Genomic DNA, 22,454 nt, shown 5'->3' with positions numbered 1-22,454 from the left:
CCTTGCGCGGAGACGACGATGATCAAGACCCTGCACAGCCAGCACTGCCATTGCGGCTGGGATCACAGCCTGGCGCCGGCGCTGCAGGTCGCGCCGGGGGAGACGGTCAGCTTCGCCTGCCGCGATGCGGCGGACGGCCACTTCCACGCCGGCTCCGGGGCGGCCGATATCGCCTCCCTGCCCTTCGAGCGCGTCAACCCGGTCTGCGGCCCGCTGTGGATCGACGGCGCCGAGCCCGGCGACGTGCTCAAGGTGACGCTGGACAGCTTCACCCCCAGCGGCTTCGGCTGGACCGCCAATATCCCGGGGTTCGGTCTGCTCGCCGACCAGTTTACGGATCCGGTGCTGCAGCTATGGCACTACGACAGTACCGCTCAGGCGCCCGCCGCCTTCGGTGACCTGGCGCGGGTCCCGCTCAAGCCCTTCGCCGGCACCCTGGGCGTGGCCCCCGCCGCGCCAGGCCTGCACTCGGTGGTGCCGCCGCGGCGGGTGGGCGGCAACCTGGACATCCGCGACCTGGCCGCCGGCACTACCCTCTACCTGCCGGTGGAAGTGACCGGGGCGCTGTTCTCCATCGGCGACACCCATGCCGCCCAGGGCGATGGCGAGGTGTGCGGCACCGCCATCGAGACCGCCATGGCGGTCACCGCCACCTTCGAGCTGATCAAGCAGCAGCCGCTGGCCATGCCGCGCTTCAGCACCCCCGGACCGGTGACCCGGCACCTGGATGGCGCCGGCTACGAGGTCTTCACCGGTGTCGGACCGGACCTGATGGCCGCGGCGCGCATGGCCGTCAGCGGCGCCATCGAGTGGCTCGGGCAGACCCGCAACCTGCCGGCGGAACAGGCCTATCTGCTCTGCTCGGTCTGTGGCGACCTGCGCATCAGCGAGATCGTCGACGCGCCGAACTGGGTGGTCGGCTTCTATTTTCCGCGGATCGTGTTCGACTGATCCGCCACCCGCCGCGGCAGCGTTCCCCATAGCGAGGCGATGACGATCAGCAGGCCGCCCAGCCAGCCCCAGAGGCCCAGGCGTTCGTCCAGCCAGAAGGCGGCGAACAGCGCGCCGAACAGCGGCTCGGCGCCCATCAACAGGGCCACGCGGGTGGCGCCGGTGCGGCCCAGGGCGTAGTTCTGGGCCAGGAAGGCGCCCAGGGTGCAGAACAGCACCAGGTAGCCGGTGGCCAGCCAGAAGCCCGGCTGCACGGGTAGCGGCGCCAGGCCCGGACCCAGGGCGAATAGCAGCAGGCAGACCAGCCCCACCACCCCGGTCTGTACCGCGGTCAGCGCCAGGGCCGGTATCGGCGCGCTGGCCTGCTGCAGGCGGCGGCGCACCACGCAGACGTTGACCGCGCGCAGTACGGCCGCCAGCAGGATCAGGCCGTCGCCCAGGTTGAAGCTCAGGGTCACCCCGCGGGTCAGCAGCCCGGCGCCCGCCACGGCCAGGGCCGCGGCGCCCAGGGCGCGGGCTTCCGGTCGCTGGCCGAGCAACCACCACTCGGCGAAGGGCGTCAGGGCCACGCAGAGACTGATGAGGAAGGCGGCATTGCTGGCGCTGGTCAGGGCGACGCCATAGGTCTCGCTGAGAAAGATCGCCAACAGCAGCAGGCCGGTCGGCACCCCCGGCCGCCAGGCTCGCCGGCCCTCGCCTCTCAGGGTCGGTGCCAGCAGCAGCGCGGTGAGGCAGAAGCGCAGCGCCAGGTAGCCCAGCACCGGGTAGAGCACCACGGCGTCCTTGACCACGGCGTAGCTGGTACCCCAGACCAGGGCGGTGGCGAGCAGCAGGCCCTCGGCCAGACCGAAGGTGGAACGTGGCGACATGGGCGCTTCTCCGCGAATCAGGGCGCCATTGTGCCGGGAGTCGAGGCTGGCCATAAGCCCGACGGCCGGCACAGCTCTTGTTCCGCCAGCGCAGCAATGCCAGCATCCCCTGACCCATTACTTCCCTGGAATCAGGCATGGATCTCTTGCGCGCCCTGCCCCTACTGCCCTGCATGGTCGCCTTCGCCAAGGTGGTGGAAACCGGCAGCTTCACCGCCGCAGCCCGCCTGCTCGACGCCACGCCCTCGGCGGTCAGCCGCCAGGTCGCGCGGCTGGAACGGGAGCTGGGCGTCCGACTGCTGCAGCGCACCACCCGCCAGTTGCGCCTCAGCGAGGCCGGCCGCGAGGTGCTGGAGCACTGTCGCCAGCTGCTGGCAGCCGCCGGCGCGGCGCTGGACAGCGGCCAGCAGCACCGCGAGGAACCCCGCGGCCAGGTGCGCCTGGCGGTGCCCAAGGCGGTCGGCTACCGGCTGATCGCCCCGCTGCTGCCGGACTTCTTCCAGCGCTATCCCGAGGTGGATCTGCAACTGCGGCTGGACGACCGGCCACTGGACCCCATCGCCGACGACCAGGACCTGCTGGTGCGCATCACCGAGCAACCGCCTGACGGTTTCGTCGCCCGGCCACTGCGGCGGATGGACTTCCTGCTCTGCGCCAGCCCCGCCTATCTCGGGCGCCAAGGCACGCCGCAGCAGCCCCAGGCGCTGGCCGAGCACGAGTGCCTCTACCTCGGCGAAACCCCAGGCGACCAGCGCTGGCAACTGCGCCGCGGCGACCGGGTGGACAGCGTGACGGTACGCGGCCGCCTGGCCTGCAACCATAGCGGCGTACGCCTGGACGCCGCCCTCGCCGACCTGGGGATCGCCTGCCTGCCGGCCTTCGCCGCCGAGGCCGCCCTGGCCGAAAAGCGGCTGTTGCGCGTCTTGCCCGACTGGCAGTACCTCGGCCCCTACCAGGGTACCGCCTGGCTGCTCTACCCGCCGGATCGCCAGCTGCCGCAGGCGGTGCGGGTGCTGGTGGATTTTTTGGTGGAGCGGCTCAAGCCAGCCCCAGGTTCAGGCTAGAACGGCCACCGACTTGAGCTGCGCCCAGACCCGACTCCCCGCTTGCAGCGCCAGCCGCTCCAGCGAATAACGGGTGATCCGCGCCAGCAGCGGGCTACCGCCCAGGTCCAGGCGCAAGAGCACCTGGGCCGGCGAACGGGTCGGGGCGATTTCGGCGACGGTCGCTGGCAACACATTGAGGATGCTGCTGTGCTGGCGCTCCAGACTCAGGCTGACGTCCCGCGCCAGTACCTTGATGCGCAGTGCCTGGCCGGGCGGCAGCGGGGCATGGGCCAGCAGCACCCGCTGGTGGCCGGCCAGGCCCAGGCTGAGCAGACCGTAGTCCGGATCATGGCCCAGCACCCGCCCTTCCAGCACCACCCCGGCGTCCTCGGCCAGGGCGATGGGCAGGTCCAGTCGCGCCAGCACCTCGGTCGTCGGCCCGCTGGCCAGCACCCGCCCTTGCTCCAGCAGCACCAGGTGATTGGCCAGCCGTGCCACCTCGTCGGGGGCATGGCTGACATAGAGGATCGGCAGCGCCAGTTCGCGGGTCAGGCGTTCCAGGTAGGGCAGGATCTCGGCCTTGCGCTCGGCGTCCAGCGCCGCCAGGGGCTCGTCCATCAGCAACAGACGCGGACTGGTCAGCAAGGCCCGGGCGATGCCGACCCGCTGGCGCTCGCCGCCGGACAGCCGCGCGGGCATCCGTTGGAGCAGGCCCTCGATCCCCAGCAACTCGACGACCTGCTCCAGCGCCAGCCGGCGCGCGGCCGGCGCCACCCGTTGCCAGCCGAACAGCAGGTTGCGCCGCACGTCCAGGTGCTCGAACAGGTTGGCGTCCTGGAAGACGTAGCCCAGGGCGCGCCTGTGCGGTGGCAGGAAGAGGTTGCGCTCGCTGTCCTGCCAGGTCTCGCCGGCCACCACCAGGCGGCCCCGGGCAGCAGGTTCGAGGCCGGCTACGCATCTGAGGCAGCTGGTCTTGCCCGAGCCCGAGGGACCGAATAGCGCGGTGACGCCGCTGGCCGGTAGCGCCAGGTCCACGTCCAGGGTGAAGCCGGGGTGTGAGAGTGCGAATCTCGCCGCCAGACTCATGTCCAGGCCGACCGCCCACGGCGCCCATAGAGCAAGAGCAGGATCACGAAGGAAAACACCAGCATGCCGCCGGCCAGCAGGTGCGCCTGGGGATATTCCATGGCTTCCACATGGTTGAAGATCTGGATGGAGATGACCTGGGTACGACCCGGCACGTTGCCGCCGATCATCAGCACCACGCCGAATTCGCCCACGGTATGGGCGAAGCCGAGGATGGCGGCGGTGACGAAACCGGGGCGCGCCAGCGGCAGCACCACATGGCAGAACGTATCCAGGGGGCCGGCCCTGAGGGTAGCCGCCGCCTCCAGGGGCCGCGGGCCGATGGCCTCGAAGGCATTCTGCAACGGCTGCACCACGAAGGGCAGCGAGTAGCACAGCGAGCCCACCACCAGCCCGGCGAAGGTGAAGGGCAGTCGCCCCAGCCCGAGGGCGGCGGTCGCCTGCCCCACCCAGCCCTCGGGCCCCATGGCCAGCAGCAGGTAGAAGCCGATCACCGTGGGCGGCAGTACCAGGGGCAAGGCCACCAGGGCGCCGATGGGGCCCTTGAGCCAGGAGCGGGTGCGCGCCAGCCACCAGGCGATGGGCGTACCCAGCACCAAGAGCAGCAGGGTGGTCACGCTGGCCAGTTCCAGGGTCAGGCGGATCGCCGCCCAGTCCGCCGCGGTCAGGCCCATGGCGTCACTGCCGGTAGCCGTAGGCCTTGAGCACCGCAGCCGCCTGGGGCCCCTTGAGGTAGGCCAGCAGCGCCTTGGCCGCGGCCTGGTCCTTGCCCGGCGCCAGCAACACGGCGTCCTGGCGAATGGGCTCATAGAACTCGGCTGGCACGATCCAGGCCGACCCCTCCTTGAGCTTGCCGTCCTGGTAGATCTGCGACAGGGCGACGAAGCCCAGCTCGGCATTGCCGGTGGCGACGAACTGGTAGGCCTGGGTGATGCTCTGGCCTTCGACCCGCTTGGCCTGCACGGCGTCGGTCAGCCCCAGCTTGGCCAGGGTCTGGGTGGCGGCCAGGCCATAGGGCGCGGTCTTCGGATTGGCAATGGCCAAGTGGGTGAAGGCGTTGCGCTTGAGCACCGCGCCCTCCTCGTCCACATAGCCGGTCTTGGGCGACCACAGCGCCAGAGTGCCGATGGCGTAGGTGAAGCGCGAACCCTTGATCGCCGCGCCCTCGCTTTCCAGCTTGGCCGGGGTGCTGTCGTCGGCGGACAGGAAGACCTCGAAGGGCGCACCATTCTTGATCTGGGTATAGAGCTGGCCGGTGGCGCCGCTGGCGATGACCAGGTGATGGCCGGTGTCCCGGGCGAATTGGTCACCGATGGCTTTGAGCGGCGCGCTGAAATTGGCGGCCACGGCCACCTGGACGTCATCGGCCAGCACGGGGGTGGCCAGGGTAGCGGCCACCAGGGTCAGCAGCAGACGGGAGCGAAGGGAGGTCATGGAAGTCTCTCTGAGGTTGGAGTCTAGGAAGCGCTCATCAGCAGGACGCTGGTCGCGCTGAAACAGGCGCAGGCGGCTACGCCGGGAGCGAGCCCGAGCTGGCGGCTGCTGTTGGCGGTCAGGGTGGCGGTGACCCGGCGGCCGGCGGGCAGCGCCAGGACCACCTCGTGGTTGATCGGCCCTTGGTGGACCCGCTCGACCGTGCCCCACAGCTGGTTCTGCGCCGACAGCCGCAGGCCCGGATCGGTACCGATCAAAACAGCGGAGGCCTTGACCAGCGCCACCACCGAGCGGCCCGGCGCCAGCTGCAATTGTTCGGCGCTCTCGCGGGTCACCAGGGCGGTAAGGACCGTGGCATCGTCCAGGCGCAGGGTCACGGCGCTTTCCACGTCGCTGTGGTCGAGGGCTTCGACCGCGCCGGAAAACTGGTTGCGGGCACTGCTGCGCCAGTTGAGGTTGAGCAGCAGCTGGCGAAAATCGGCCACCTCGGTGCGGCTGGCTTCGTCGAGGCCGGCCGCCACCTGATCCAGGGTGGTCTGGTAGTGCTGCTCCAGGGCGCGATAGAAGGCCACCACCCGCTGGCCATAGGCGGTCAACCGGGTGCCGCCTCCGCCGCTGCCGCCCGTGCTGCGGGCCACCAGGGGCTGGGCGGAGAGGTTGTTGATCTGGTCCACCGCATCCCAGGCCGCCTTGTAGGACAGCGGCACCCGCTTGGCCGCCTGGCTGATGGAGCCGGTGGCGGCGATGGCCTCCAGCAGGCGGATACGGGTCTGGGTCAGCTCGGCGCCGACACTGCTTTCCAGCGACAGATGGGCGATGAAGGGCGAGGCACTCATGCCGGACCCTCCCGGCGTTCGGGTTGTATGACTACAACGCTCCGACCTAGAGTGGCGCCCCTTGCCTCTTCCCCCACGCTCAGGAGCGAACGCCCATGAAGGTCAGTGCCCGCAATGTCTTCCAGGGAACCGTCAGCCAGGTGCGCGAAGGCGTGGTGAATGCCGAGGTGATCCTCGCGCTGCCAGGCGGTACCGAGCTGGTGGCGGTGGTCACCCTGGACAGCGTCACCAGCCTGGGCCTGGCACCGGGCAAACCGGCCGTGGCCCTGATCAAGGCGCCCTGGGTGATGGTGATGATCGCCGATAGCGGCTTGCGCCTGTCGGCGCGCAATTGCCTGGCCGGCACGGTGGAGAGCGTCAGCGATGGCGCGGTCAATGCCGAGGTCTGCATCGCCCTGCCCGGTGGCAGCCGCGTGGTGGCCATGGTCACCCGCGATGCGGTGCAAGAGCTGCAGCTGGCTCCGGGCGTGGCCGCCACGGCGGTGTTCAAGGCGTCTCATGTGATCCTCGGCGTGCCAGCCTGATCCTTGGGGCAGCGGATCCGATCCGCCAGGGCGTTATAGCATCAAGTATATAGCGTAAGACAAAAGAAAACGCCGGCAGGTTTCCCTGCCGGCGTTTCGCTTGGCGCTTGAAGAAGCTATTCACGATCTCGCGAGCTAGAGACAAACAAGGCCTAGGCGGCCCCGCGAAAACGCCTGAGGAAGCGGATCGGACTCGCGCTCGAGTTTACGAGTGGTAAATGAGCATTCCGAAGGCATTTTCAACGCCGTTTGGCCGACGCGCAGCAGATCGTGGAGAGCTTCTTAGGCCAGCTTCTTGTACTTCACCCGCTTCGGCTGGGCCGCAGCCTCGCCCAGGCGCTTCTTGCGATCGGCTTCGTACTCGGTGTAGTTGCCTTCGAAGAACACTACGTTGGAGTCATCCTCGTAGGAGAGGATGTGGGTGGCGATGCGGTCGAGGAACCAGCGGTCGTGGGAGATCACGATGGCCGCGCCGGGGAAGTCCAGCAGGGCGTCTTCCAGGGCACGCAGGGTTTCCACGTCCAGGTCGTTGGAGGGTTCGTCCAGCAGCAGCACGTTGCCGCCCTGCTTGAGGGTCAGCGCCAGGTGCAGGCGACCGCGCTCACCACCGGAGAGGTCCTTGACGAACTTCTGCTGGTCGGCGCCCTTGAAGTTGAAGCGACCCACGTAGCTGCGCGAGGGCACCTCGTAGTTGCCGATCTTGATCACGTCCGAGCCATCGGACACCTGTTCCCAGACGGTCTTGGTGTCGGACAGGTTCTCGCGGCTCTGGTCGACGCTGGCCAGTTGCACGGTATCGCCGATCTCGATGCTGCCCGAGTCCGGCTGCTCCTTGCCCATGATCATGCGGAACAGGGTCGACTTGCCGGCGCCGTTGCCGCCGATCACCCCGACGATGGCGCCCTTGGGCACCACGAAGCTGAGGTCGTCGATCAGCAGGCGATCGCCGTAGCCCTTGCTGACGTTCTTGAACTCGATGACCTTGTCACCCAGGCGCTGGCCGGCGGGGATGTAGATCTCGTTGGTCTCGCTGCGCTTCTGGAATTCCTGGGACTGCATTTCCTCGAAGCGCTGCAGGCGGGCCTTGGACTTGGACTGGCGGGCCTTGGCGCCGGAGCGCACCCATTCCAGCTCGGCCTTCATGGCCTTGGCGTGGGCGGCTTCCTGCTTGGCTTCCTGGGTCAGGCGCGCGGCCTTGGATTCCAGCCAGCCGGAGTAGTTGCCCTCGAAGGGGATGCCCTGGCCACGGTCCAGTTCCAGGATCCAGCCGGCGACGTTGTCGAGGAAGTAGCGGTCGTGGGTGATGGCCACCACGGTGCCGGGGAAGTCGTGCAGGAAGTGCTCCAGCCAGGCCACCGAGTCGGCGTCCAGGTGGTTGGTGGGTTCGTCCAGCAGCAGCATGTCGGGCGCCGACAGCAGCAGGCGGCACAGCGCCACGCGGCGCTTCTCGCCACCGGAGAGCACGCCGACCTTGGCGTCCCAGGCCGGCAGGCGCAGGGCGTCGGCGGCAACTTCCAGCTGGCGATCCAGGTTGTGGCCGTCGGCGGCCTGGAGGATGGCCTCCAGCTTGGCCTGCTCGGCGGCCAGGGCGTCGAAGTCGGCGTCCGGCTCGGCGTAGGCGGCATAGACCTCGTCCAGGCGCGCCTGGGCCTGCTTGATCTGCCCGACCGCTTCCTCGACCACGTCACGAACCGTCTGTTCGGGATCAAGTTTCGGTTCCTGCGGCAGATAACCCACATTGATACCGGGCATCGGGCGCGCTTCACCTTCGATCTCGGTATCGACGCCGGCCATGATGCGCAGCAGCGTCGACTTGCCCGCCCCGTTCAGACCGAGCACGCCGATCTTGGCGCCCGGGAAGAAGGATAGGGAGATGTTCTTGAGGATTTCACGCTTGGGCGGCACGACCTTGCCGACCCGATGCATGGTGTAGACGTATTGAGCCATGGTTGGACCTTGGGAGCGGAATGAAAAACAGGGGACACAGTATGGCGTCAGCGACGAACGCTGTCGAAACCCAGCGCGACGAAAGCGCTCGCGCTGAGCGCGTGGAAAAAGCAGGCGGCCGTGCTGCCTGGGCCCTTATCATAGGCCATCCCTGCCCCGCGGAATCGGGCGCAGCCGAATGGCCATCGCCGCCGCAGGAATGCAGTCCGTCGTGAACAACCCGTCCTCCACGCTGCCGGAAGAGCCGGTCGCGCCCTCGTCGCGACGCCTCTCCCGTGTGCTGCTGATCCTGTCGCTGGTGGCCATGCTGGCGCTGATGTTCTGGCAGGCCTTCGCCGGCGTGGCCGAGCGCGAAGCCCTGCGGCGCGAACAGCTGGAGGGCCTGACCCGGCAACTGGCCAACACCCTCGAATTCGGCCTGGCGCTCAAGGCCCAGGCGGTGCGCAGCACCCTGCGCTGGTCCCTCGACCCGACCCTGCCGCTGCCCCCCAACCTGCTGCTCAGCCTGCAGGACTTCTTTCCCGGCCTGCAGCAGGTGCGCTGGCTCCCGGCCAACGCCGCGCTGCGCGCCGCGCACCTGAGCGACATGCCGGATGCCGCCTTCCTGCAGCAACTGATCCAACGCAGCGGCCAGGCCGACTTCAGCTATGGCTACAACGCCGCCCTGCCCAAGGCGCCGCTCTATGTGCTGCTGGCGGGTTATCCGGACCTGCAGCACGGCTGGTGGGTACTGACCAGCGCGCCGCTGCTCGAATCCCTGTGGCGCCCGACGCGGATCCCGCCGGGGCTCGACTGGCGCCTGGAAGATCGCAGCCACGGCACGCTGTTGTTTCGCAGCGGCGCGAGCCGGCCCGCCGCCACCCCCGACGAGGTCCGCCAGCCGCTGGGCTACAGCGACTGGCAGGTGGTCGGCGCCTATCCCGCCGACAACACCGTCGGCAGCCTGCTGGGGGCCTCGGCCGGGCGGCTGACGCTGTTCAGCCTGTCCGCCCTGGTGGCCGGCATCCTGCTCTACCTGCTGCTGCGTGAAGAACAGGGACTGCGGGCCCTCACCCTGGCCTCGCGCCGCAGCCTGCGCCTGGCCGACACGGCGCTGAACGGCATCGAGGAAGGGGTCTGCATGACCCAGGCCGACGGCCGCCTGGTCTATGTCAACGCCACCGCCGCCCGCCTGCTGGGCATCGCGGCGAGCGACGCCCAGCAGTATTTCCTGGCCAGCCTGCTGCCCCAGCTGGTGGCCCTGACGGCGGCCGAGCGCGACAGCGGCGCCCTGGTCAGCCTGATGGTCGAGCAGCAGCCGCGCCGCTTCGCCGTCAGCTGCCATGCCCTGGCCGACAGCCAGACCAGCGTGCGCGTCCTGCGCGACCGCTCGCAGGTGCAGGACGGCTTCGTCTGGGTGCTGCGCGACGTCACCGACCAGCAGCGCAACCTGGAGACCATCCAGACCACCCGCCAGCGCTACGAAAACATCTTCAACGGCGTCCACACCGGCATCTGCGTGGTCGACCTGAGCGCGCTGCAGCGGTCCATGGCCAGCCTGGGCCTGGAGCGTCCCGAGCAGTTGACGACGCTGTTCGCCCGCCAGCCCGAGGCCCTGGATACCCTCGGCTGCCAGGTGCGCATCACCGAGATCAACCAGCGCGCCCTGGAAATGCTCGGTATCGACCACCTCGACCAGGCCTGGGAGCGGCTGGTGGGCGAGTCCCGCGTCCAGGCCGGAGGCAAGCGATACCGCCTGCTGGCCGGCCTGCTGTCCGGCCAGCAGGTACTGGAACTGGAGACCAGCATCCGTACCGCCGAGGGCGAACGGCACCTCTGGCTGACCATGCACCTGCCGGCCGACCCGCGGCACCTCGACGCCACCCTGCTCAGCCTCAACGACATCACCCAGCGCAAGCTCGGCGAGTTGCGCCTGCTCGAGCGCGACGCCTTCTGGTCCAACCTGATCAGCGCGACCCCCGACACCCTCTACACCTACGACGTGGCCCGCGGCGAACTGACCTACGAGAGTCATTCGCTGGCACTCAAGCTCGGCTATCCGCCCGAATCCTTCGCCAGCCTCGGCCGCGAGCGCCTGCACCCCGACGACGCCGAGCTGTATGCCCGCGTGGTGAGCATGCGGCCGAGCCTCTCCGACCAGCCCAGCAGCAGCCTCCTGCGCTGGCAGCACCGCAACGGCGGCTGGCGCTGGTTCGACGTGCGCGAGCAGCGCCTGGCCAGCCACCCCGATGGCACCGCGGCGAGCGTGGTCGGCCTGGCGCTGGACGTCACCGACATGGTCCGCGCCAGCGATCGCCTGCGCGACAGCGAGAATCGCTACCGGCAACTGGCGGAGAGCATCAGCGACGTCATCCTCACCACCGATGCGCAACTGGTGCTCAACTACATCAGTCCCTCGGTCGAGGAACTGCTGGGCTATCCCGTCGCCGACCTGGAACAGCGCACCCTGGCCGACCTGGTGGTGCATTCGCGCCAGCTGCAGGAGGTGCGCCGGACCCTGCAGCGCCTGCTGCGCAGCCTCGACGACCCGCGCGCCCTGGCCGAGTTGCGCCGCGAGCGCTTCGCGCCGCTGGTGCTCGATTGCCTGCATGCCCAGGGTCATACGCTGCAGATCGAGCTGCGCCTCAAGCCGCTATGGGACGAGCACGAGCGCTTCGCCGGCCTGCTCGGCATCTGCCGCGACATCTCCGCCCAGCGCCGCACGGACAAGGACATGCGCATGGCGGCCACGGTGTTCGACCACTCGGCCGGCGCCATCCTGGTCACCGACCCGGCCGGCTACATCGTGCGGGTCAACCGCACCTTCAGCCGCATCACCGGCTTCGCCCCCGAAGAGGTCTTCGACCAGCAGCCGATGATGCTCTGCGCCGACAAGCAGGAAGCCAACCAGCTGCAGCACGTGATGCAGCAGCTGCGGACCGAGGACAGCTGGGAGGGCGAACTCTGGCAGCGTCGCCAGGACAACGAGCCCTATCCGTCCTGGGTCGGCATCACCGCGATCCGCGACGACGATGGCGACCTGATGAGCTACGTCTGCTTCTTCGTCGACATCAGCGAGCGCAAGGCCAGCGAGCGGCGCATCCACCGCCTGGCCTACTACGACGCCCTGACCCTGCTGCCCAACCGCACCCTGTTCCAGGATCGCCTGCACAATGCCCTGCAGCAGAGCCGCCACAACGCCAGTTGGGTGGTGCTGATGTTCCTCGACCTGGACCGCTTCAAACCGATCAACGACAGCCTCGGCCATGCCGCCGGCGACCGCCTGCTCAAGGACGTGGCCATGCGCCTGACCGCCTGCGTCGGCACCGAGGACAGCGTGGCGCGCATGGGCGGCGACGAGTTCACCCTGTTGCTGTCGGGCCTGGAGACCCGCGAGGTGGCCCTCGCCCAGGCGATCCGCGTCGCCGAGCAGATCCTCGCCCAGCTGTCCGAGGCCTTCGTGCTCGAAGGGCGCGAATTCTTCGTCTCCGCCAGCATCGGCATCGCCCTCTCGCCCCAGGACGGCAGCGAACTCAGCCAGCTGATGAAGAACGCCGACACGGCCATGTACCACGCCAAGGAGATGGGCAAGAACAACTTCCAGTTCTACCAGGCCGAGATGAACGCCCGCGCCCTGGAGCGCCTGGAGCTGGAAGCCGACCTGCGCCATGCCCTGCTGCAGGGTGAATTCCGCCTGCACTACCAGCCGCAGTATCGCTGCGACACCCGGCGCCTCACCGGGGTCGAGGCCCTGCTGCGCTGGGAGCACCCGGTGCGCGGCCACGTCTCGCCGGCCGAATTCATCCCGGTGCTGGAGGAGATCGGCCTGGTGGTCCAGGTCGGCGACTGGGTGATCCGCGAGGCCTGCCGGCAGCTGCGCGAGTGGCACGCGGCCAAGGTGCGCATCCCCAAGGTCTCGGTGAACCTCTCCGCCCGCCAGTTCAGCGACGGCCAGCTCGGCCAGCGCATCGCCCGGATCCTCGCCGAGACCGGCCTGGCGCCGGCCTGCCTGGAGCTGGAACTGACCGAGAGCATCCTGATGCGCGACGTCGGCGAGGCGCTGCAACTGCTCGGCGAACTCAAGGGCCTGGGGCTGTGCATCGCGGTGGATGACTTCGGTACCGGCTACTCGTCGCTCAACTACCTCAAGCAGTTCCCCATCGACATCCTCAAGATCGACCGCAGCTTCGTCGATGGCCTGCCCCACGGCGAGCAGGACGCCCAGATCGCCCGGGCCATCATCGCCATGGCCCACAGCCTCAACCTCTCGGTGATCGCCGAGGGCGTCGAGGAGCCGGCGCAGCTGGACTTCCTCTGCGCCCATGGCTGCGACGAGGTCCAGGGCTTCCTCTTCGACCGCCCGCTGCCGCCGGACCAGCTGCGCCAGCGCCTCGAGCACCAGGGGCTGTTCCCGGTCCTGACATGAGACCCATGGCGCCGCGACATGACCGGCGCTCATACCTCTGAGTTCCCCCGATGGGGTAGAATATCGCCCCTCACGAGCCCGACCGGGCTCGCTCTTCGCCATGCCTCAGGGGACCCTGCCGCCATGTTCAGCCGTGAAACCACCCTCGCCCGCTTCGACGCCGACCTGTATGCCGCCATGCAGCAGGAAGCCCAGCGTCAGGAAGATCACATCGAGCTGATCGCTTCGGAAAACTACACCAGCCCGGCGGTCATGGAAGCCCAGGGCAGCGTGCTGACCAACAAGTACGCCGAAGGCTATCCCCACAAGCGCTACTATGGCGGTTGCGAGTACGTCGACGTGGTCGAGCAACTGGCCATCGACCGTGCCAAGCAGCTGTTCGGCGCCGACTACGCCAACGTCCAGCCGCACTCCGGCTCCCAGGCCAACTCGGCCGTGTACCTGGCGCTGATCGAAGCCGGCGACACCATCCTCGGCATGAGCCTGGCTCACGGCGGTCACCTGACCCACGGCGCCACCGTGTCCTCTTCCGGCAAGCTGTACAACGCCGTCCAGTACGGCATCGACGAGCAGGGTCTGATCGACTACGCCGAGGTCGAGCGCCTGGCCCGGGAGCACCAGCCCAAGGTCATCGTCGCCGGCTACTCCGCCTATTCCCAGGTGCTGGACTTCGCCCGCTTCCGCGCCATCGCCGATGCCGTGGGTGCCTACCTGTTCGTCGACATGGCCCACTTCGCCGGCCTGGTCGCCGCGGGCGTCTACCCCAACCCGGTGCCCTTCGCCGACGTGGTCACCAGCACCACCCACAAGACCCTGCGCGGCCCGCGCGGCGGCCTGATCCTGGCCAAGGCCAACGAAGCCATCGAGAAGAAACTCAACTCGGCGGTCTTCCCCGGCGCCCAGGGCGGTCCGCTGATGCACGTCATCGCCGGCAAGGCGGTGTGCTTCAAGGAAGCCCTGCAGCCCGAGTTCAAGACCTACCAGCAGCAGGTGATCAAGAACGCCCAGGCCATGGCCAGCGTGTTCATCGAGCGCGGCTTCGACGTGGTCTCCGGTGGCACCGACAACCACCTGTTCCTGCTCAGCCTGATCAAGCAGGAAATCACCGGCAAGGATGCGGACGCCGCTCTGGGTCGCGCCTTCATCACCGTGAACAAGAACTCGGTGCCGAACGATCCGCGCTCGCCCTTCGTCACCTCCGGTCTGCGCATCGGCACCCCGGCCGTCACCACCCGTGGCTTCCAGGAAGCCGAGTGCCGCGAGCTGGCCGGCTGGATCTGCGACATTCTCGGCAACATGGGCGACGAGTCGGTGATCGACGCCGTGCGTGAGAAGGTCCAGGCCGTCTGCGCCCGCCTGCCGGTGTACGGCAAGTAAGAGGCAAGCTTTCCCCCCTCTCCCTTTGGGAGAGGGCTGGGGTGAGGGAAAACCCAAAGCTCCGAAAACGAAAAACCCCGGCCAGTGCCGGGGTTTTCGTTTGCCGCTAAGCCTTAGAGCACCTGCAGATCGCCCAGGCCGTCCAGGTAACGCTCGGCGTCCAGGGCGGCCATGCAACCCGCGCCGGCCGAGGTGATGGCCTGGCGGTAGGTGTGGTCGGCCACGTCACCGGCGGCGAACACGCCCGGTACGTTGGTGGCGGTGGCATTGGCCTCGCGACCGCCCTTGACCACTAGGTAGCCGTCGTGGGTCTCCAGCTGGCCTTCGAACAGCCCGGTGTTCGGCGTGTGGCCGATGGCGACGAACAGACCGGCCACCTGCAATTCCTCGGTGCTGCCGCCGTTGTTCTTGATGCGTACCCCGGTGACGCCCATGTTGTCACCCAGCACCTCGTCGACGCTGGCGTTGAGCTTGAGCGCCATCTTGCCTTCGGCGACCCGGGCCCGCAGCTTGTCCTGCAGGATCTTCTCGGCGCGGAAGGTCTCGCGCCGGTGGATCAGGGTCACCTTGCTGGCGATGTTGGCCAGGTACAGGGCTTCCTCGACCGCGGTGTTGCCGCCGCCGACCACCGCCACCTCACGGTTGCGATAGAAGAAGCCGTCGCAAGTGGCGCAGGCGGACACGCCCTTGCCCATGAAGGCCTCTTCGCTGGCCAGGCCCAGGTAGCGGGCACTGGCACCGGTGGCGATGATCAGGGCGTCGCAGGTGTAGGTGGCGCTGTCACCCTTGAGGGTGTAGGGCTTGCCGCCGAAATCCACGGCATTGATGTGATCGAAGACGATCTCGGTCTCGAAGCGCTCGGCGTGCTCGCGCATCCGCTCCATCAGCGCCGGACCGGTCAGGTCGTGGGGATCGCCCGGCCAGTTGTCGACCTCGGTGGTGGTGGTCAGCTGGCCACCCATCTGCATGCCGGTGATCAGCAGCGGCTTGAGGTTGGCACGGGCGGCATAGACCGCCGCCGTGTAACCGGCCGGACCGGAACCGAGGATGATGAGGCGCGAATGGCGCGAGGTGCTGGCTTCTGACATGACATTCTCCCTGCCGGGATCTCCGGCAGACCTAAGAGTGAAATGGCCCGCGCGCCTGGGAGGGCACGCCGGCCGGGGTTCGTGCGGAGCCGTTCCGCAGCGCCCATCGCTCCTGGCGCGGGCGCGACCGGCGCCGAGCGAGGCGGACACCGGGTCCAGGGATGGAGCTCAGCCTAACGGGCGCAGCCTCTCCACAGAAGCGACCATTCTAAATCCAGACCATAGGGCGCGCCTATGTCGACCGCTTCGGCAATGGAGCCCTGAGGTAAGCTGTGCATTCCCGCCACTCGTCAGGAAAGTCCATGGCTGTCGCTCCGCTGTCCGGCTCCGCCTACTTCGCCGAAGGCCTGCGCCTGGTGACCCGCCCCGGCATGCGCCGCTTCGTGGTCATCCCCTTGACCATCAATCTGCTGCTCTACGCCGCCATCCTCACCTTCGCCGTGCGCGAATTCGACGGCTGGCTGGACCAGTTGATGCCGAGCCTGCCGGCCTGGGCCAGCTTCGTCGAATGGCTGCTCTGGCCGCTGTTCGTCGTGCTGCTGCTGGCGATCATCTTCTTCACCTTCACCATGATCGCCAACCTGGTGGCGGCGCCCTTCAACGGCTTCCTCGCGGAAAAGGTCGAGGTGCTGGTGCGTGGGCAAGACGACTTCCCGCCGTTCAACCTCACCGAACTGATCACCATGGTGCCGCGCACCCTGCAGCGCGAACTGCGCAAGCTGGGCTACTACCTGCCGCGCGCCCTGGGCCTGCTGGTGCTGACCTTCATCCCCGGCCTCAACCTGGTCGCCGCGCCGCTGTGGATCCTGTTCGGCGTCTGGATGATGGCGGTGCAGTACATCGACTTCCCCGCCGACAACCACAAGCTGGACTTCCGCAGCATGCTGGCCTGGCTGCGCACCCGCCGCCTGCGCTGCCTGGGCTTCGGCGGGGTGACCTACCTGGCCCTGCTGGTCCCCGGCCTGAACGCCCTCTTCATGCCCGCCGCGGTGGCCGGGGCGACGCTGTTCTGGGTGCGCGAAGAGGGTAACAAGGCGCTGGTGGTGCGTTCCTGAGTCACGCCCGCTGGGATTTCCACCGTAGGTTGGGTTGAGCACAGCGAAGCCCAACGGCATGCGAGTTTGGCCTGGCTGTTGGGCTTCGGCGATGGAGCCGCCTCAACCCAACCTACGACGCGTTCCGCCCACACCACCTAGCCCGGTAGGGTGGAAAACCGCGTAGCGTTTTCCACGCGGCCATCGTGCCTCCGTGGATGAGGCTGCGCCGTCATCCACCCTACGCCGCACCATCCAGCCAGCCCCTCTCCCTCTGGGAGAAGGTTGGGGTGAGGGCCGCACTGCACGGACGTCACAAACGACGACGCCCGCGCCGGCGATGCCGGACACGGGCGTCGTGGGAGCCTGGCGCCAGGCTTAGTGGTGGTGACCACCCTCGCCATGGATGTGACCATGGGCGATTTCTTCGTCACTGGCGGCGCGCACGTCGACCACCTTGACGGCGAAGTTCAGGCGCTGACCAGCCAGGGGGTGGTTGCCGTCGACGGTGACCTGGTCACCTTCGATGTCACGCACGGTGACGATCTGCATGGCGCCGTCCGGACCGGAGGCGTGGAACTGCATGCCCACTTCCAGCTCGTCCACGCCTTCGAACATTTCCTTGCCCAGGGTGGCGACCAGCTCGGGGCTGTATTCGCCGTAGGCGTCTTCCGGCTCGATGGCCACCTTCAGCTCGTCGCCGGCCTGCTTGCCGGACAGGGCGCGCTCCAGGCCGGGAATGATGTTGCCCGCCCCTTGCAGGTAGACCAGCGGAGCACCACCAGCGGAGCTGTCGATGACTTCGCCGGCGTCGTTGGTCAGGGTGTAATCGATGGATACCGCCGTGTTCGCCGCGATCTGCATGGCCAGAACCTTCATGCTGGGAAAAATTAGGATTGACGCATCAGTCTACGCGTCCAACCTAGCAATTGCGAATGCGTTCGGTCAGCCCCATGGCGTGCGAAGGTATCTGGACGCCGCCTCTGCAAAGGTGCTCGACCGCTCGTCACGCAATCGCCATCGCCGCTTCACGGCGCTGTCATGCGGGCTACCTAGGGTTTGCTACACACCCGCTGCAGGAGCCCTGCCATGCCGAGTCCCGTGTCCGCACCGCCCGCGCTGCGCGCCGAACGCCTGTCGACCGCCGCGGACATCCGCGCCGCCCAGCGCCTCAGGGCGACGGTATTCAGCAGCACCTACGGCGTCCAGTTCGCCGACGATCTCGACCACGACGCCTTCGATCCGCACTGCCTGCACCTGGGCGTGCGCGACCTGCGCAGCGGCGAGCTGATCGCCACCACCCGGCTGCTCGATGGCCGCCGCCGCGAGCAACTGGGCAGTCTCTACAGCGAAAGCGAATTCCAGCTGGACGGCCTGGAGCGGCTGCAGGGACCGCTGCTGGAAATCGGCCGGACCTGCGTGGCGCCTGGCCACCGCACCGGTGCGGCCATCGCCCTGCTGTGGGCGGAACTGGCCGAGATCCTGGCCTGCGGTGGCTATCGCTACCTGATGGGCTGTGCCAGCGTGCCCATGGCCGACGGAGGCCTGCAGGCCGCCGCCCTGCTGCGCCAGGCCGCGCGGGACGAGCGCATCCCGGCGATCCGCGCCACCCCGCGTCGGCCACTGCCCTTCGTCGCCGTGCCGGACAACCTGGAGGTGCAACTGCCGCCCCTGCTCAAGGCCTATCTGCGCCTGGGCGCCCAGGTCTGTGGTGCGCCTTGCTGGGATCCCGAGTTCGGCGTCGCCGATGTCTTCATCCTGCTACGGCGCGAAGACCTCTGTCCGCGCTATGCCCGTCACTTCAAGGCCGCGGTGTGAGGCGACTGCGCCTGCTCCGCCGCCTGCTGCCGGTACTCGCCACGCTGCTGCTCGGGACGCTGTTCGCCCTGACCGTGACGCTGGCGACGGCCCTCACCCGCCGCCCCTGCCTGGCGCTGCGCCAACGCCTGACCCGGTGCTTCTTCCAGGTCCTGACGCGGGCCTTGCGCCTGCGCCTGGAGGTGCGCGGCGAGGTGCCCCGGGGTACCCATCTCTGGCTGGCCAACCACGTGTCCTGGCTCGACATCGTCGGCCTCGGCAGCCTGCGGCCCCTGAGCTTCCTGTCCAAGGCGGAGGTGGCGACCTGGCCCGTCGCCGGCTGGCTGACCCGCGCGGCCGGCACCCTGTTCATCCAGCGGGGCGCCGAGCGCGGCGAGGCCTTGGGCGAGGTGCTGACGGCGCGCCTGACCCAGGGGTTGTCGCTGATGCTCTTTCCCGAAGGCACCACCACCGACGGTAGCCAGCTGCGGACCTTCCATGGTCGCTTGCTGAGTCCGGCCAGCGCCACCGGTACCCCGCTGCAACCCGTGGCCCTGAGCTACTGGCGCGCGGGTCGGCGTGACGAGACGGCGCCCTTCATCGGTGACGACGACCTGGTCAGTCATCTGCGCCGGCTGCTGGAAAACGGTGGCACTACCCTGAGAATCGACTTCCTGCCGCCGCTGGCCTCCCAGGGACAACCGCGCCAGGTCCTGGCTGGCCTGTGCCAGGCGGCCATCGCCGCCCGGCTCGGGATTCAGCCGGTACGCCGCGCGGCCGCGCGCTCGGCCGCGGCGAAGGCCTGCAGCTGCGGATAGAAGCCGCGGAAATCCTCCACCAGGCCGGCGTACGCCGCGTCCAGCTCGGCAAAGGCGCCCGCCAGCAACTCGGGCTTCGACAGCCGCTGCGCCATGCCCTGCACCACCCGCTCCAGCACGCTGAAGTCCTGGTAACTGCCCAGCCAGTCCTGGCGCGCCATCAGCGGCGCGATGCGAGCGAGTCGCGGCGGCAGTTCCGGCTCGGCGAGCAGGGTGCGGTAGCAGTCGGCGACGAAGCCTGCCAGGGGCTGGTCGGCATAGTCGGGCCAGAGCCGCGCCAGACAGTGATCGAAGAACACATCCACCAGCAGCCCGGCGACCCGCCGCCGCGCGGCGGGCAAGCGTGCCTTGGCGCGGGCCACCAGGGGATGGTCGTCGGTATAGACGTCGATGCGCCGGTGCAGCCGGATACCGGCAGCGATGCCGGCCGGCCAGGCGTCGGCCGAACCCTTGACGAAATCGCCATAGAGGCTGCCGAGTCGATCCTCTCGACCAGGGCCGCCGAGGTGCAGATGCGCGAGATAATTCATCCCGCCAGCATACTCCAGCCAGGGGCCGGTGGTTTTCCTCGACGACCCACGGCTGCTAGGCTCGGACTCCTTCTTTTCGCTCACGCTGGAGTCGTCATGCCCGTTCGCGCCGTGTTCCTCGACTATGCCTCCCTCGACCTGGGTGATCTGGATCCGGCGCCCCTGCGCGCGGCGTTCGACGAACTGGAGCTGCACGCGGCCACGGCGCCGGCGGAGGTGGCCGCTCGGCTGGCCGGGGCCCAGGTCGCGCTGATCAACAAGGTGACGCTGGACGCCGCGGTCTTCGCCGCCTGTCCGGAACTGAAACTGGTGCTGATCAGCGCCACCGGCACCAACAATGTCGACCTGGACGCCGCCCGTGCCCAGGGCGTACGCGTCTGCAACTGCCAGGGCTATGGCACCCCCTCGGTCGCCCAGCACACCCTGGCGCTGCTGTTGGCCCTGGCCACGCGGCTGCCGGACTACCAGGCGGACGTCCGCGCCGGCCGCTGGCAGAGCGCCCGTCAGTTCTGCCTGCTCGATCACCCCATCGTCGAACTGGAGGGCAAGACCCTCGGCCTGCTCGGTCTTGGCGAACTGGGCAGCGCCGTGCAGCGCCTGGCCGAGGCCTTCGGCATGCGCACCCTGGTCGGCCAGTTGCCCGGGCGCCCGGCACGTCCCGGGAGCCTGCCCCTGGCCGAGCTGCTGCCGCAGGTGGATGCCCTGACCCTGCACTGCCCGCTCACCGAGCAGACCCGCGGGATGCTCGGCGCCGCCGAGCTGGCGGCGATGAAACCGACGGCCTTCCTGGTCAATACCGCCCGCGGCGGCATCGTCGATGAACAGGCCCTGGCGGATTGCCTGAGACGCGGCCACCTGGCCGGCGCCGCCACCGACGTCCTCAGTGTGGAGCCGCCGCGCGAGGGCAATCCGCTGCTGGCCGGGGACATCCCGCGGCTGATTGTTACCCCGCACAACGCCTGGGGCAGTCGCGAAGCCCGGCAGCGCATCATCGGCCAGCTCGCCGAGAACGGGCGCGGCCATTTCGCCGGCACGCCGCAGCGGGTGGTCTGCTAAAGTTCGCGCTTTTTCGCCAGGTAGCCCCATGGATCCGCGCAGCGAAGTCCTTCTCCGTCACCCCGAACGCTTCGGCGGCGCCCTGCTGCTGGCCGGGCTGCCGGCCGATGACCTGCTCGGCGTCCTGCCCGCGGCCAGCGGCTGGAGCTGGCAGGCCGGCGACGCCGACAATCTGGCGACACGCTATCCCGGGCGCTGCCACTTCGGTATCGAGCCGCCGCCGGGGGCTTTCACCGACGCCGTGCTGTTCCTGCCCAAGTCCCGCGAGGCCACCGACTTCCTGCTCACCGCCCTGAGCCACCGGCTGCCCGCCGAGGGCCAGCTCTACCTGGTGGGTGAAAAGAAGGCCGGCATCGAACGCGCCGCACGCCAGCTGGGCGCCTTCGGCGCGGCCAGCAAGCTCGACAGCGCCCGGCATTGCCAGCTATGGGTGGTGCGGGGCGCTCGTACCTCGGCCGATCCGCAGCCGGATGCCTGGCTGCAACGCCACCAGCTGGAGCGGGCGGGGCTGAGTCTGGAGATCCTCAGCCTGCCGGGCGTGTTCAGCCATGGCCGGCTGGACGTGGGCACGGCGCTGCTGCTGGAACACCTCGACGGCCTGCCCGAAGGCGCGGTACTGGACTTCGGGTGCGGTGCCGGCGTGGTCGGCGCCGCCCTGGCCCGCCGCTACCCGGCCAGCACCCTGCACCTGCTCGACGTGGATGCCTTCGCCGTGGCCAGCAGTCGCCAGACCCTGGCGGCCAATGGCCTGGCCGGCACGGTGAGCGCCGGCGACGGCATTGCGGCGGCACCCATGGGGCTCGCGGCCATCGTCAGCAATCCGCCCTTCCACAGCGGCGTGAAGACCGACTACCGCACCACCGAGACCCTGCTCGCCGAGGCGGTACGCCACCTGCGACCCGGCGGTGAACTGCGCCTGGTGGCCAACAGCTTCCTGCGCTACCCGCCGCTGATCGAGGCCGCCTTCGGCAACTGCCGCACCCTCGCCGAGCGCGACGGCTTCAAGGTCTATAGCGCGCGGCGGCGGTAGCGATACCGAGCTCTGTTGGGCTTCGACGATGGAGCCGTCTCAACCCAACCTACGGCTGGTTCGTAGGTTGGGTTGAGCGCAGCGAAGCCCAACAGGTCGCAGTTGAACCGGGGCATCGGTGGAGCCCCCTCTCCCCCTGGGAGAGGATTGGGGTGAGGGAAGCCCCAACCCCACGACCCCAAGACCTCAGCCCTTCTTCGCCGCCTCGTACAGTGGCATCACCTTGGGAAGCGCGACGGCTTCAAGGTCTATAGCGCGCGGCGGTAGCGACACCAAGCCCTGTTGGGCTTCGACGATGGAGCCGTCTCAACCCAACCTACGGCTGGTTCGTAGGTTGGGTTGAGCGCAGCGAAGCCCAACCGGTCGCAGTTGAACCGGGGCAACCGTGGAGCCCCCTCTCCCCCTGGGAGAGGGTTGGGGTGAGGCCCCCCCAGCGCCCCCAAGATCTCAGCCCTTCTTCGCCGCCTCGTACAGCGGCATCACCTTGGGAAGCGCGACGGCTTCAAGGTCTATAGCGCGCGGCGGCGGTAGCGATACCGAGCCCTGTTGGGCTTCGACGATGGAGCCGTCTCAACCCAACCTACGGCTGGTTCGTAGGTTGGGTTGAGCGTAGCGAAGCCCAACAG

The 22,454-nt window shown here is 68.7% G+C and carries 19 protein-coding genes; 10 read left to right on the top strand and 9 right to left on the bottom strand.

Annotated elements, in window-relative coordinates:
* The first annotated feature begins 18 nt into the window (after positions 1–18).
* Positions 19–951 (top strand): acetamidase/formamidase family protein, encoded by a 933-nt coding sequence (locus tag FSV73_RS11225; RefSeq protein ID WP_145007709.1) that lies wholly within the window; start codon positions 19–21, stop codon positions 949–951.
* On the opposite strand, the gene FSV73_RS11220 is transcribed toward FSV73_RS11225, so the two are convergent.
* Complete coding sequence (locus FSV73_RS11220; RefSeq protein WP_145007707.1) at positions 924–1,820, bottom strand: DMT family transporter; 897 nt, start codon at positions 1,818–1,820, stop codon at positions 924–926. The genes FSV73_RS11225 and FSV73_RS11220 overlap by 28 nt on opposite strands.
* Before the next feature lie 137 nt (positions 1,821–1,957).
* Here FSV73_RS11220 and FSV73_RS11215 point away from each other — a divergent pair, with 137 nt between their 5' ends.
* Entirely contained in the window at positions 1,958–2,884 is a 927-nt protein-coding gene (locus FSV73_RS11215; RefSeq protein WP_145007705.1) for a LysR family transcriptional regulator, read from the top strand.
* Here the strand turns inward: FSV73_RS11215 and modC are convergent.
* The 4 genes from modC to FSV73_RS11195 are packed head-to-tail and all read right to left on the bottom strand — an operon-like array spanning position 2,876 to position 6,222.
* On the bottom strand, positions 2,876–3,952 hold the full coding sequence (modC, locus tag FSV73_RS11210; protein WP_145007704.1) for a molybdenum ABC transporter ATP-binding protein: 1,077 nt from the start codon (positions 3,950–3,952) through the stop codon (positions 2,876–2,878). The two genes, FSV73_RS11215 and modC, sit on opposite strands and share 9 nt — an antisense overlap.
* Entirely contained in the window at positions 3,949–4,626 is a 678-nt protein-coding gene (gene modB, locus FSV73_RS11205; RefSeq protein ID WP_145007702.1) for a molybdate ABC transporter permease subunit, read from the bottom strand. The genes modC and modB overlap by 4 nt, the downstream gene beginning before the upstream one ends.
* A 4-nt stretch (positions 4,627–4,630) precedes the next feature.
* Entirely contained in the window at positions 4,631–5,386 is a 756-nt protein-coding gene (modA, locus tag FSV73_RS11200; protein ID WP_145007700.1) for a molybdate ABC transporter substrate-binding protein, read from the bottom strand.
* Positions 5,387–5,409: 23 nt separating this feature from the next.
* On the bottom strand, positions 5,410–6,222 hold the full coding sequence (locus FSV73_RS11195) for a TOBE domain-containing protein (RefSeq protein ID WP_145007698.1): 813 nt from the start codon (positions 6,220–6,222) through the stop codon (positions 5,410–5,412).
* A gap of 95 nt (positions 6,223–6,317) precedes the next feature.
* Between FSV73_RS11195 and FSV73_RS11190 the strand changes: the two genes are divergently transcribed.
* Positions 6,318–6,746: a TOBE domain-containing protein gene (locus FSV73_RS11190; RefSeq protein WP_145007696.1), complete on the top strand. Its 429-nt coding sequence runs from the start codon at positions 6,318–6,320 to the stop codon at positions 6,744–6,746.
* A 282-nt stretch (positions 6,747–7,028) separates the two neighbouring features.
* Here FSV73_RS11190 and ettA read toward each other — a convergent pair whose 3' ends face one another.
* Positions 7,029–8,693 (bottom strand): energy-dependent translational throttle protein EttA, encoded by a 1,665-nt coding sequence (gene ettA, locus FSV73_RS11185; RefSeq protein WP_145007694.1) that lies wholly within the window; start codon positions 8,691–8,693, stop codon positions 7,029–7,031.
* 211 nt (positions 8,694–8,904) lie between these two features.
* Here ettA and FSV73_RS11180 point away from each other — a divergent pair, with 211 nt between their 5' ends.
* Positions 8,905–13,098 (top strand): sensor domain-containing protein, encoded by a 4,194-nt coding sequence (locus tag FSV73_RS11180; protein ID WP_145007692.1) that lies wholly within the window; start codon positions 8,905–8,907, stop codon positions 13,096–13,098.
* A gap of 123 nt (positions 13,099–13,221) precedes the next feature.
* A complete protein-coding gene (gene glyA / locus FSV73_RS11175; RefSeq protein ID WP_145007690.1) occupies positions 13,222–14,475 on the top strand; it encodes a serine hydroxymethyltransferase in 1,254 nt (417 codons plus the stop codon).
* A gap of 113 nt (positions 14,476–14,588) precedes the next feature.
* Here the strand turns inward: glyA and trxB are convergent, their stop codons facing one another.
* A complete protein-coding gene (gene trxB, locus FSV73_RS11170; RefSeq protein ID WP_145007689.1) occupies positions 14,589–15,563 on the bottom strand; it encodes a thioredoxin-disulfide reductase in 975 nt (324 codons plus the stop codon).
* A gap of 302 nt (positions 15,564–15,865) precedes the next feature.
* Here trxB and cysZ point away from each other — a divergent pair, with 302 nt between their 5' ends.
* The gene (gene cysZ, locus FSV73_RS11165) at positions 15,866–16,618 is read left to right on the top strand and encodes a sulfate transporter CysZ (RefSeq protein ID WP_145007687.1); all 753 of its coding nucleotides are present in this window, start codon (positions 15,866–15,868) and stop codon (positions 16,616–16,618) included.
* 357 nt (positions 16,619–16,975) lie between these two features.
* On the opposite strand, the gene FSV73_RS11160 is transcribed toward cysZ, so the two are convergent.
* A complete protein-coding gene (locus tag FSV73_RS11160; RefSeq protein ID WP_145007685.1) occupies positions 16,976–17,461 on the bottom strand; it encodes an FKBP-type peptidyl-prolyl cis-trans isomerase in 486 nt (161 codons plus the stop codon).
* A 225-nt stretch (positions 17,462–17,686) separates the two neighbouring features.
* Between FSV73_RS11160 and FSV73_RS11155 the strand changes: the two genes are divergently transcribed.
* Both FSV73_RS11155 and FSV73_RS11150 read left to right on the top strand, forming a co-directional pair.
* On the top strand, positions 17,687–18,415 hold the full coding sequence (locus FSV73_RS11155; protein ID WP_145007684.1) for a GNAT family N-acetyltransferase: 729 nt from the start codon (positions 17,687–17,689) through the stop codon (positions 18,413–18,415).
* Positions 18,412–19,212: a lysophospholipid acyltransferase family protein gene (locus FSV73_RS11150; RefSeq protein ID WP_145007683.1), complete on the top strand. Its 801-nt coding sequence runs from the start codon at positions 18,412–18,414 to the stop codon at positions 19,210–19,212. Before FSV73_RS11155 ends, FSV73_RS11150 begins: the two co-directional genes overlap by 4 nt.
* Here the strand turns inward: FSV73_RS11150 and FSV73_RS11145 are convergent.
* Positions 19,152–19,742 carry an ACP phosphodiesterase gene (locus FSV73_RS11145; protein ID WP_145007681.1) on the bottom strand — a complete coding sequence of 197 codons (591 nt, stop codon included), beginning with the start codon at positions 19,740–19,742 and terminating at the stop codon, positions 19,152–19,154. The two genes, FSV73_RS11150 and FSV73_RS11145, sit on opposite strands and share 61 nt — an antisense overlap.
* Positions 19,743–19,838: 96 nt before the next feature.
* Here FSV73_RS11145 and FSV73_RS11140 point away from each other — a divergent pair, with 96 nt between their 5' ends.
* Positions 19,839–20,798, top strand: coding sequence for a 2-hydroxyacid dehydrogenase (locus FSV73_RS11140; RefSeq protein ID WP_145007680.1), 960 nt, complete (start codon positions 19,839–19,841; stop codon positions 20,796–20,798).
* 28 nt (positions 20,799–20,826) lie between these two features.
* Positions 20,827–21,828, top strand: coding sequence for a class I SAM-dependent methyltransferase (locus tag FSV73_RS11135; RefSeq protein WP_145007679.1), 1,002 nt, complete (start codon positions 20,827–20,829; stop codon positions 21,826–21,828).
* The last annotated feature ends 626 nt before the right edge of the window (positions 21,829–22,454 follow it).

The sequence above is a fragment of the Pseudomonas oryzihabitans genome, assembly GCF_007665395.1.
Classification (GTDB): Bacteria; Pseudomonadota; Gammaproteobacteria; order Pseudomonadales; family Pseudomonadaceae; genus Chryseomonas; species Chryseomonas psychrotolerans_C.
The sequence above is the reverse complement of the archived record's forward strand: the minus strand, read 5'-3'. Positions and strand labels throughout refer to the sequence as shown.

Coding starts and splice junctions, on each gene's coding strand:
- FSV73_RS11225 (WP_145007709.1), top strand. CDS start 19: ATGATCAAGACCCTGCACAGCCAGCACTGCCATTGCGGCTGGGATCAC.
- FSV73_RS11220 (WP_145007707.1), bottom strand. CDS start 1,820: ATGTCGCCACGTTCCACCTTCGGTCTGGCCGAGGGCCTGCTGCTCGCC.
- FSV73_RS11215 (WP_145007705.1), top strand. CDS start 1,958: ATGGATCTCTTGCGCGCCCTGCCCCTACTGCCCTGCATGGTCGCCTTC.
- modC (WP_145007704.1), bottom strand. CDS start 3,952: ATGAGTCTGGCGGCGAGATTCGCACTCTCACACCCCGGCTTCACCCTG.
- modB (WP_145007702.1), bottom strand. CDS start 4,626: ATGGGCCTGACCGCGGCGGACTGGGCGGCGATCCGCCTGACCCTGGAA.
- modA (WP_145007700.1), bottom strand. CDS start 5,386: ATGACCTCCCTTCGCTCCCGTCTGCTGCTGACCCTGGTGGCCGCTACC.
- FSV73_RS11195 (WP_145007698.1), bottom strand. CDS start 6,222: ATGAGTGCCTCGCCCTTCATCGCCCATCTGTCGCTGGAAAGCAGTGTC.
- FSV73_RS11190 (WP_145007696.1), top strand. CDS start 6,318: ATGAAGGTCAGTGCCCGCAATGTCTTCCAGGGAACCGTCAGCCAGGTG.
- ettA (WP_145007694.1), bottom strand. CDS start 8,693: ATGGCTCAATACGTCTACACCATGCATCGGGTCGGCAAGGTCGTGCCG.
- glyA (WP_145007690.1), top strand. CDS start 13,222: ATGTTCAGCCGTGAAACCACCCTCGCCCGCTTCGACGCCGACCTGTAT.
- trxB (WP_145007689.1), bottom strand. CDS start 15,563: ATGTCAGAAGCCAGCACCTCGCGCCATTCGCGCCTCATCATCCTCGGT.
- cysZ (WP_145007687.1), top strand. CDS start 15,866: ATGGCTGTCGCTCCGCTGTCCGGCTCCGCCTACTTCGCCGAAGGCCTG.
- FSV73_RS11160 (WP_145007685.1), bottom strand. CDS start 17,461: ATGCAGATCGCGGCGAACACGGCGGTATCCATCGATTACACCCTGACC.
- FSV73_RS11155 (WP_145007684.1), top strand. CDS start 17,687: ATGCCGAGTCCCGTGTCCGCACCGCCCGCGCTGCGCGCCGAACGCCTG.
- FSV73_RS11145 (WP_145007681.1), bottom strand. CDS start 19,742: ATGAATTATCTCGCGCATCTGCACCTCGGCGGCCCTGGTCGAGAGGAT.
- FSV73_RS11140 (WP_145007680.1), top strand. CDS start 19,839: ATGCCCGTTCGCGCCGTGTTCCTCGACTATGCCTCCCTCGACCTGGGT.
- FSV73_RS11135 (WP_145007679.1), top strand. CDS start 20,827: ATGGATCCGCGCAGCGAAGTCCTTCTCCGTCACCCCGAACGCTTCGGC.